Source organism: Streptomyces boncukensis, from assembly GCF_011045075.1.
GTDB lineage: Bacteria > Actinomycetota > Actinomycetes > Streptomycetales > Streptomycetaceae > Streptomyces > Streptomyces boncukensis.
Window position 1 is genome coordinate 1 of the sequence record NZ_JAAKZZ010000283.1, and the last position, 9649, is coordinate 9649.

At 67.0% G+C, this 9649-nt stretch carries 8 protein-coding genes; 3 read left to right on the plus strand and 5 right to left on the minus strand.

Going from position 1 to position 9649, the window contains the following annotated elements; all coding sequences use genetic code 11:
- Together G5C65_RS23530 and G5C65_RS39500 are read left to right on the plus strand one after the other, a co-directional pair.
- Positions 1-2460 (plus strand): Tn3 family transposase (locus G5C65_RS23530; protein WP_165300908.1); only part of this gene is annotated, 2460 nt, incomplete at its 5' end.
- Positions 2461-2699: 239 nt separating this feature from the next.
- The gene (locus tag G5C65_RS39500; protein ID WP_338146611.1) at positions 2700-3635 is read left to right on the plus strand and encodes a recombinase family protein; all 936 of its coding nucleotides are present in this window, start codon (positions 2700-2702) and stop codon (positions 3633-3635) included.
- A gap of 111 nt (positions 3636-3746) precedes the next feature.
- On the opposite strand, the gene G5C65_RS23540 is transcribed toward G5C65_RS39500, so the two are convergent.
- The 5 genes from G5C65_RS23540 to G5C65_RS23560 all read right to left on the minus strand — a co-directional run bounded on the left by G5C65_RS23540 (position 3747) and on the right by G5C65_RS23560 (position 8680).
- Positions 3747-4991: an MFS transporter gene (locus tag G5C65_RS23540; RefSeq protein ID WP_165300909.1), complete on the minus strand. Its 1245-nt coding sequence runs from the start codon at positions 4989-4991 to the stop codon at positions 3747-3749.
- Between the two features lie 6 nt (positions 4992-4997).
- The gene (locus G5C65_RS23545) at positions 4998-6899 is read right to left on the minus strand and encodes a carbamoyltransferase C-terminal domain-containing protein (protein ID WP_165300910.1); all 1902 of its coding nucleotides are present in this window, start codon (positions 6897-6899) and stop codon (positions 4998-5000) included.
- On the minus strand, positions 6896-7621 hold the full coding sequence (locus G5C65_RS23550) for a hypothetical protein (RefSeq protein WP_165300911.1): 726 nt from the start codon (positions 7619-7621) through the stop codon (positions 6896-6898). The genes G5C65_RS23545 and G5C65_RS23550 overlap by 4 nt, the downstream gene beginning before the upstream one ends.
- Entirely contained in the window at positions 7618-8286 is a 669-nt protein-coding gene (locus tag G5C65_RS23555; protein ID WP_165300912.1) for a hypothetical protein, read from the minus strand. The genes G5C65_RS23550 and G5C65_RS23555 overlap by 4 nt, the downstream gene beginning before the upstream one ends.
- Positions 8287-8371: 85 nt before the next feature.
- A complete protein-coding gene (locus tag G5C65_RS23560) occupies positions 8372-8680 on the minus strand; it encodes a hypothetical protein (protein ID WP_165300913.1) in 309 nt (102 codons plus the stop codon).
- A 155-nt stretch (positions 8681-8835) separates the two neighbouring features.
- Here G5C65_RS23560 and G5C65_RS23565 point away from each other — a divergent pair, with 155 nt between their 5' ends.
- On the plus strand, positions 8836-9369 hold the full coding sequence (locus tag G5C65_RS23565; protein ID WP_165300914.1) for a GNAT family N-acetyltransferase: 534 nt from the start codon (positions 8836-8838) through the stop codon (positions 9367-9369).
- Positions 9370-9649 lie beyond the last annotated feature (280 nt).

A 9649-nucleotide genomic window follows, 5' to 3' on the forward strand; every position in this document is an offset into this window, starting at 1 on the left:
GAGGGCGGCGTCGGGGGCGGGACGACGTTCTTCGCCGAGTTGAAGGCGGACCCGGCCGGGCTGGGCCTGGACAGTCTGCTTGGGGAGAGCAACAAGCTGGAGCGGGTGCGGAACCTCCAGCTGCCTGCGGAGCTGTTCGCGGATGTGTCGGAGAAGCTGGTGGCCGCCTGGCGGGCCCGCGCGTCGACGGAGTACCCCTCCGACCTGCGGCAGGCGGGGCCCGCGGTGCGCTACACGCTGCTGGCCGCGCTCTGCCATGTGCGGCAGACGGAGATCACCGACACGTTGGTGGACTTGTTCATCCAGCTCGTGGCGAAGATCAACACGCGGGCGGAGAAGAAGGTCGAGGGCGAGTTCGTCAAGGAGCTCAAGCGGGTGCGCGGTAAGGAGGGCATCCTGCTGAGGTTGGCCGAGGCGGCGGTGGCTGAGCCGCAGGGCACGGTACAGCGTGTGATCTATCCGGTGGCCGGGGAGACCACGCTCAAGGCCCTGGCCGCTGAGGCGAAGGCGAACGAGGCCCGCTACCGCGCCCAGGTACGCACCGTGCTGCGCTCGTCGTACTCGGCGCACTGGCGCCGGATGCTCAAGCCTTTGTTGAAGGCGCTGGAGTTGAAGTGCAACAACACCGCCTACCGGCCGGTGATGGACGCGCTCGACCTGCTGGACCGCTACCTGGACCAGCCGATCAAGGAGGGGGCGTTCTTCGACGAGGCCGAGCGCGTCCCGCTGGATCAGGTGGTGGCCGAACAGTGGCGCAAGGCGGTCGTGGACGAGAAGGGCCGGGTCGAGCGCATCCCGTATGAGCTGTGCGTCCTGGTGGCGCTGCGGGACGCGCTGCGTCGGCGGGAGATCTGGGTGGTGGGGGCGAACCGGTGGCGCAATCCGGAGGACGACCTGCCGCCCGACTTCGAGGACAACCGGGATGTCCACTACGCCGCGATCAAGAAGCCGCTCGACGCAAAGGCGTTCACCGACGTGCTGGAGGACAGGCTCCGCGAGGCTCTGGCGCGCTTCGATACCGCGCTTCAGCTGGGGACGACGGGCGGGGTGGAGGTGACCACCCGGCGGGGCGAGCCGTGGATCAAGGTCTCCCCGCTGGGCAAGCAGGAAGAACCGGAGAACCTGGTGGAGCTGAAGGCGGAGATCGAACGGCGCTGGGGCACGATCGATCTGCTCGACATCCTCAAGGAGGCGGAGTTCGCCACCGGCTTCACCTCCGAGTTCGCCTCCGTGGCCACGAGGGAGGTCACCTCCAAGGAGGTGCTGCGGCGCCGGCTGCTGCTGGTGCTGTTCGCGCTGGGGACGAACATGGGCATCAAGCGGGTGACGGTCACCGGCAAGCACGGTGAGTCCGAGGCGGTCCTGCGCCGCACGCGGCACCTGTTCGTCAACCGCGCCAATCTCCGTGCCGCGCTGGTCAAGCTGGTGAACGCCACCTTCGCGGCACGCGATGAGCAGTGGTGGGGTGCGGGGACGGCCTGTGCGTCGGACTCGAAGAAGTTCGGCTCCTGGTCCACGAACTTCATGACCGAGTGGCACCAGCGCTACCGGGGCCCCGGCGTGATGATCTACTGGCACGTGGAGCGCAAGTCGGTGTGCGTCTACTCCCAGCTCAAGAGCTGTTCGGCCTCCGAGGTCGCGGCGATGATCGAGGGCGTGCTGCGGCACTGCACCGATGCGGAGATCGACCGACAGTACACAGACACCCACGGCGCCTCGGTGGTGGGCTTCGCCTTCGCGCACATGCTCGGCTTCAACCTGCTGCCGAGGCTGAAGAACGTCGGCTCCGCGCGACTGTACCGGCCGGCGGCCGGGGAGGACGACAACTGGCCATACCTGGGCCCGGTGCTCTCAACCAAGACGATCGACTGGGAGCTGATCCGCCAGCAGTATGACCAGATCGTCAAGTACACCACCGCGCTCAGGCTGGGCACCGCGGAGGCCGAGCAGGTGCTGCGCCGCTTCACCCGCGGCGGACCCAAGCACCCCACCTACCGTGCCATCGAGGAGCTGGGCCGGGCCGTACGGACGGCATTCATCTGCGACTACCTCGCCGATGCAGAGCTGCGCCGGGAGATCCACGAGGGGCTTCAGGTGGTGGAGAACTGGAATTCCGCCAACCACGACCTGTTCTTCGGCAAGGACGGCGACCTGACCGGCGACGACAAGGAGTCCCAGGAGGTCTCCATGCTCGCCCTCCACCTCGTCCAATCCAGTCTTGTCCATGTCAACACGCTGCTGCTCCAGGAGATCCTGGCCGAGCCGAAGTGGGCCTCCAAACTCACCGACGCCGACCGGCGGGCGCTGTCCCCGCTATTCTGGACCCACGTCAACCCCTACGGCCGCTTCGAGCTGGATATGAGCAACCGGCTCGGTCTCACCCCGCTGACTGCCCCGGCGGTTCCCAGTCCGCGCGCGGCGTCGGAGGGCGCGCAGGCTGGCGACGGCTCCAGCGCCTGAGCACCTCGGCGTGAGGCGGGAGTACGGGCCCGGGCGCCCGTGTCGTATGACCGTTCAACAACAGGGGGCGGAATCGGTCGATTGCGCCCCCTCGGGTCGATCCAATGGCCGGAGGCTGGCATATCGGGGCAAATAGGTGCGCCGATCCAATCAGGCCCGCCCCCTAATTGCGCCTCCCCATTTCACCCCCTTACGGTCATGATCCGGCGCCCGCCGGAACGTCGAAGAGAAGGGTAAACGTGACAGATCGTCTGTACCTGCGGCACTCCACCGATAAGCAGACGAATGCCCGTCAACTTCATGCTCTGAGCGAGCTACTCAAGTCCGGCGCTCCGAAGTATGAGGACCCGGCGACGTCGTCCCGCGTCTACGCGGTCAACCGGTCCGGATTCCGCCGACTGCTCGACGAGGCGGCGGTCGGTGACACCATCCGCATCGCGGACGCCGCGCGGCTGTTCCGCTCGGCCAAGGACGTCATCCAGATCCGCGAGGTCCTCCAGCGGCGCGGACTGCACCTGCGCATCGCGACCGGCGCCTGGTCTGGCTTCGACCTCGCGGCCGACGACCCGCAGACCAAGCTGTTCGTCACCATGCTCGCCGGGGTCCTGGAGTTCCAGCGCGACATGATCTCGGAGAACACGAAGGAAGGCGTCGCCGCCGCGGAGGCTGGTGGCAAGACGCTGGGGCGCCCGGCCGCGCTCGACGAGGACCAGGCGGCCGACATCGTCGACGCCTACGCCAAGGGCGCCGCGGTCAAGGCACTCGCCCGGCAACACGACGTCGCGCCCAAGACCATCCGCCGCGTGCTCGACGCCGCCCGCGCCCGCGATGCCGACGGCCTCCCAGGCGAACTCGATGACGCGGCCACCGACGTCGAGGACCACGAGCAGGAGCAGGCGCCCGACCCCGAGCCGCCGCACACCATCGACGTCCCGGGCCTGCTTGCCGAGCACCTCAAGGCCACCGAGACCGCCGAGATCCGCGACGCGCTGAGCGGCGGCCAGACCATCCGCCGCGGGCAGGGCTACTCGGTGCGCATCACCGCCCCGCGCACGCTCCACCAGGCTGTGCTGACGCAGTGCGCCGCGCTCGCTGGCGACGGCTCCGCCCCGGCCGGGCGCAAGGCGTACCGCACCTATGCCGAGCGGATCGCTGCAGTGACGAAGGAGAAGTGATGACTGGCAACCGCGGGAGCGTGAAGTGTCGGCTCACGCACCCCGACCACTCGCCGGAAGAGGCGAGCTGAGCCCTGTTGGGATGTCCTTCGTAGTTCCTCCGGCTGGTGGTCAGGTCGACTCGCGTACCGAGCGGGACAAGATAAGTGCAGCGGGCAGAATCATCAGTAGGCCGACCGCGAGGATCGCACTCGCCGGGTTGAGTAGGAGCCCGGCAACGCCGCCCACGGCGAAGCCTGCGGGGACGGCCGTGAGGTTGACCGCGCGGTAGGCCGCTGTCGCGATGGGCCGGTCCTTCTGGGTGATCGCACGGGCTCGGAACGCCTGGATCCGGACCAGCACTACACCCGAACAGAACTCGTCCAGCACGAAGCCGACCAGCACGATCACCAGTCCCTGCATCCCGCCGAGGTACACGCCGACGCCCAGCAAGGCGTATGAGGCGACCGCGCCGCAACCGAATACGGCGGTGCCCAGCCCGCTGCGCAGCGAGGTGGGTAGTCGCTCGGCGGTCCATGAGCCGACCGCAGCGAACAGCACCGCGCAGGTGCGGATCACACCGTAGGACGCCGCGGTGACGGGTGTTCGGTCGATGAGCGCGATAAGCAGCAGTGCCTCGATGATGCACTGACCGAAGTTGTAGGAGACGGCCCAAGTCGTGATTATCCGCAGGGGTGGGGTCCGGAGGTTGAGGCCCAGTCCGCGCCGCAGCGTGGAAGGCGGGGCGGACTCCCTTTCGCCACCGACTGTGTCGGCAGTGGCATACAGCCGCGGAATCTGCAGCAGCAGGCCGCAGGCGCCCAGGGCTAGGGCCGCAGCCAGGCTGAACGTCGGAGAGACGCCGATGGCGGCGAGTCCCAGCCCGGTCAGGAAGGGCGCGGCGGCGTCGGCGGTCGATTCAGCGACACCCAGCCTGGCGTAGATACTCGGTAGCTTCTCGTCCGCGAAGACTGCTGGCACCAACGCCTGTGTCGCCACGGATGTCAGGATGGAGGCGCAGGCCAGGGCGATGTTCGCGAGGGCGAAAATGCCCAGCCCGATCCCGGAGCTGACGGCGAGGGCTAGTGCCGACAGGACGAAGGCGCCGACGCGCAGCAGCTCCGAGCTGAGCATGACCGTTCGCAAGTCGTACCGTTCGACGATGCGTGCCGCGTGACGGGCCAGCAGAACTTGCGGCGCGAAGCGGCACACGCCCAGCACGGCGACGACGAGCGAGTTGGCGCCGAGTGACGACACGGCTACGAACGGTACGGAGAACTCCACTGCGGCAATGGCGAAGTAGGACAGGAAATTTGCGACGGGCAGGCTGGTCGCCAGCGACTTTGCGTGCCGAGACAGTTCGGCGTTCGTGGTCATCGGACCTCAGGCTTCTATGAGCAGTCCGGCGTGCAGGCAGTCGCGGACGAGCGGGGAGGCGCCGTCGGCCGCTGCGGTCTCCCGCTCGCACAGGTCGAGGAACAGCTGCCGGTCCACCGGGCTGGAGGCGTGCTCGTTGCTCAGTAGGTAGCGAGGCTGGGTACCGCTCCCGAACATAGCCATGGCGACAGACTCTGGGCGCCGCACCTTGATGGGGCCGGAGGCCGGAGTGGCGAACAGGCAGTCGTCGGTGAGCAAATGATCCACCACCGGATGCCGGACGAACTCCAGAGCGTCGTCGGCAGAGTCGATGATCGGCTGCCCCGGCCCGTTGAAGGAGGTGTTGATCAGTACCGGTAGCTGCCCCAGATCAGCGACGCGGGTGAGGAGATCGTGTACAGCCGGGTTGTCGTCGGCGGAGACGGTCTGGACCCGGGCAGTACCGTCGGCGTGCGTCGCCTCGGCCAGGACGGCACGGCACTCGTCACGCACCACGAAGTTGAAATTCATGAACGGTGACTGGTCTGGCCCCAGGAAGTAGGTGTGCAAGTCCTCTTCCCGCACGATGGGGGCGACTGGCCTCCAGCCCTGTCGTCGCTTGAGCTGGTTCAGCTTCGCCCGGGCATCGGAGCAGGAGACGGGATGGCACAGCAGGGATCTGTTACCGAGAGCACGCGGGCCGAACTCCGCACGGTCGGTGTAGCGGGCCACCACCGCTCCCCTCGCGATGGCTTCGGCGGCCCGGGCCGCACTTGCATCAGTGTCCCCCAGCCGGGTGAGGGGCGTGTAGCCGTAGCTCCTGGCGTGCTCAGGGGTGATCGTCTCGGCTGGACGGCCGAGGAAGTCACTGCGCAGGCGGGCGGTGGGCATGGCATGGCCCTTGCGGGCGCGAACCCAGCCGAGGAAGGCGGCGCCGACAGAGATCCCCGCATCGTGTGGGCACGACGGCACATACATGTCACGGACCTCGGGCAGCTCCGAGATCGCGGTGTTCGCCGTCAGGTTCAAAAAGACCCCGCCAGCGCAGCAGAGGTCCGGCAGGCCGGCCAGCTCGACCGCGCGCCGCGCGTGATGGGTGAGCAGCCTCGTAAACGATTCCTGCACGGCCGCGGCCACGTCCACGCTGTCGACAGGGTCCGGGCCGATCTCCAACAGCTGCCAGCCGTTCCGAATACGCGGCGGCGAGCCTGCGGTGACGATATCGTCCGCCGCCAGCTTCGGCGGCCGGAGCACTGGGAGTCCCGCCAATGCCATGAGCTGGCCGTGGGCGTGCTCCTTGCGGAACAGGAATCGCGCCACGTTGTCGTAGAGACTCGCCTCACCCTGTACGAAGACATCCGGCTGGTTGTGGGGCTTGCTGTACGCGCGGTCGAGCAGCTCGAAGTAGCCGTCGCAGAAGGTGTAGACGGACCGCATCTCTGTGAACAGTTCGCCCGTCGAGGCGGTTACATCTGCGTAGTACCTGCTGAAGAACTGTTCGAACGGCAGGTCGTAGTCCGCGCCGTCCCACGACGTCGTCCCCGCGCTGTCCGACACGAGCACCGTCGCCTCCGGGAAGCCCGACGGATAGACCGCCGATGCGGCGTGCGCCAAGTGGTGGGATACGACGCGGTGGCGGACGTCGAAGGGGTCGAAAGCCGAGAAGCCGGGAGACACCAGCGGTCGCTGGAATCCGACAGCGGAGGGCCCAGCGGCTTGGAACGAGCTGACGATGACATCGACGTCGTCAATCGTCAGCCCGGCGACGCCCAGCGCCTCCGTGATCGGCAGACGGCTGGAGAGGAACTCCTGGCCGTCGTACTTGCGGCGGGTGACCCGTTCCTGCTGGATGGCGGAGACCAGCCGACCGTCCCGAACGACGGCGCAGGAGGATTCGTGTCCACAATGAATTCCGAGAGCGACGGTCACCGGCGGTAGTTCTCCAGTGGTGCTCCCTCCGGCATGAAGCCGAAGGTCAGGATCGTCACGCGTTCGTCCTGCTGGATGGGTGTGCGGCTGTGCGCCTGGGTGCCGGCAAGGAAGATGACCACTTCACCGGGTTCGAGCTGCAGCCGCTGTTCGCTTCCGTCGGCGAAATGCATGTAGAGAGCCGATGGTTGGGCGAGCCCCGGCGGAATCTCGTGATTGAGCATCATCAGCACGTTCAGCGAGAAGATGTCCGTGTCGATGTGCGGGATGATCCCCTGCCCGGCGTCGCGGTAGAACAAGTAGCTAGCAATGCCGGTCGCTTCCGCCTTGGGGACCACCGAGGCGACGAGCCTCGCCAGTTCCTCGCTGGTCGCGATCCGGTCCGCGACCGTGCCGCCCATGCCGAGATAGTGCTCATCGAACGGCACAGCCTTCTCGCCGACCTGCTCCGACTCCGAGACGAGCGCTTCGAGCAGGTCGTCAGTGAGGAATTCCGGGCGACCCCGGTACTGGATGCCACGTGGATCGACGACGTCATACGGGCACAGGGTCTCGAGCGCTTCGGACACCGCCCGGCGGCCCTCCTCGGACCCCGGGTCCTTGTCCGGGACCAGCCGTCCGGCCGACAGCCCGAGGATCAGTTTCAGATTCGCCTGTTCGGCGGGGGTGAGCGTGCGGTGCAGTTCCGCGAGCCGCTGTCCCATCTCCCTTGCGTCCGTCATGCCGCGCTCCCGATGGTCCGGTAGCCGAAGGACACCAGCCGGATGGCCTCACCAGTGACGGTGCGTGTGCGCTGGTGGGTGACGCTGTCGGCGAAGAAGACGAGTGATTCGCCCGGCTCCAGGTGAATGTGCAGGGCGTCCTGGCCGGGCGGGTAGAGGATCAGCTCGGACTGTCGGCGGTCCGGCCGGTGTTCCAGCATCGTCAGTACGTTGAGCGAGAACTCGTCCTTGTCGACGTGGGGGTCGATGCCGAGCCCTGGCTCGTCGTAGTAGAGGTAGTTGGCCTTGTACGTGGGCAGGACGGGCCCAACCTGGGATGCCAGGTAGTCGTTGACCGCTTGCGACAGCGCCAGCTCCCGCGCGATGGGTGCGCCGGAGGCAACGTAGTGGTCGTGGAAGCGCTCGGCGCGCGCCCGGTACGCCAGGGATTCCCGGTCGAGTACGGCGAGGTCATCGTCCGAGAAGAACGGCCCCCGACCGCAGAAGACCACACCGGTGTCGAACTCGGGTCGGAGATCGCCATGGAGTTTGGGCAGTGAGTGCTGGGCAGCGGCCAGGGCCGCCTCCCTCAGCGGCCCAGCAATGGCCCGGGCATGGCCGCTGAGGAGTCCCCCAGCGGCCATGCTCAGCAGGAACTTCAGGTTCTCCCGCTCTGCGGTGGTCAACTCGGACGACAGCTCAGTCAACTGATCTACCAATGACGAACGTTCCACCGCAGTCCCCTTCGTTGGGCTTCCGGTTGTGCCGCTGTTACTCGGTGAAGCCGAGCGTCTCCGGCAGGTCGAGCAGGCGCTCCCTGATGGTCGGGGTCGCGGCGGCCGAGATCGGCTTCGAGTAGATGTACTCCGCCTCGGCGTTGATGTTCTGAAGTTCCTTCAGATGCAGACTCGCGGACGTCACGATGCTGCTCAGTACCGCACGCTCGTCCTCGGTGAGCGCTGCGGACAGGCCGCCGAGCTTCTCAGTCAGCGTCGGGAGCGCGGCCTCCAGCGCGGCGGCGTCGAGTTCTGCGTCGAGCTGAGGGTCGGGCGAAGTGGCCAGTTCGGGACTTGTAGCCATGGTGCGCCTCCGGATTCCGGGCGAATGCCCTGATCATGTGCAAGGTGCAACGATCTTCTAAAATAGCCACATTCACTTGCGCGTGGACAGACAACTTCTGGCCATACGTTGCGTACTCGTCATAGGCCAGGCTCTCGGCGGATACGATCTGTGCTGTGTCCAACACCGCCACCTGGCTGGCCGCCGCCCCCATCACGACCACGCGCCTGCAGCTCGAACCGCTGCGCGTAGAGCATGCGAAGGAGGCCGTTTCGGTCTTCAATGACGAGCGGCTGCACGAATGGACTGGTGGGATGCCATCCACGCTCGAAGAGCTTGAGGGTAAGTACCGACTGCAGTCGGCCGGGCAGTCTCCAGATGGCAGCCAGGGCTGGCTGAACTGGATGCTTCGACGGCTCGTGGATGACCAGCTCGTGGGCACCGTTCAGGCCACCCTCTGCCGCCCGAACACGGAGGGAATCGAGGGCGAGATCGCCTGGGTGATTGCCAGTGACCATCAGGGCAACGGCTATGGGCGTGAGGGGGCACTGGCCATGGCCGACTGGCTGCGTGCGCACGGAGTGAGCAACCTGACCGCGCACATCCACCCCGGCCACGCGGCGTCAATCGGCATCGCGCGGGCGCTAGGTCTGCGTGCGACGGATGAGATGTCCGGTAATGAAGTGCTTTGGAAGGGGTTTGCTCAGTAGTCCGCCCTTGGCGACGCCGTCCACGTTGGCCTGTGCGGCAGTCGCATTCCGGCTCAGTTACCGGCTCCCTCTGGCCGATGTCTACCGCATACTCAGGCTCCGCCACACGCCGGAGAACTCGCTCGAACTCGGCACTGCTCCTCCGCTGCGGAGTGACCGGACTCGCTTCCCACAGCGCAGACCGCCCGGTCAGGCGCCTTCGACTACAGAGAGCTACTTGTCACTTCGTGGCAGCTTCGGGAGTGCAGGGCCGAGTCACCACCATGCCCCTCCTTTCCCC

Coding starts and splice junctions, on each gene's coding strand:
- G5C65_RS23540 (WP_165300909.1), bottom strand. CDS start 4,991: ATGACCACGAACGCCGAACTGTCTCGGCACGCAAAGTCGCTGGCGACC.
- G5C65_RS23550 (WP_165300911.1), bottom strand. CDS start 7,621: ATGACGGACGCAAGGGAGATGGGACAGCGGCTCGCGGAACTGCACCGC.
- G5C65_RS23560 (WP_165300913.1), bottom strand. CDS start 8,680: ATGGCTACAAGTCCCGAACTGGCCACTTCGCCCGACCCTCAGCTCGAC.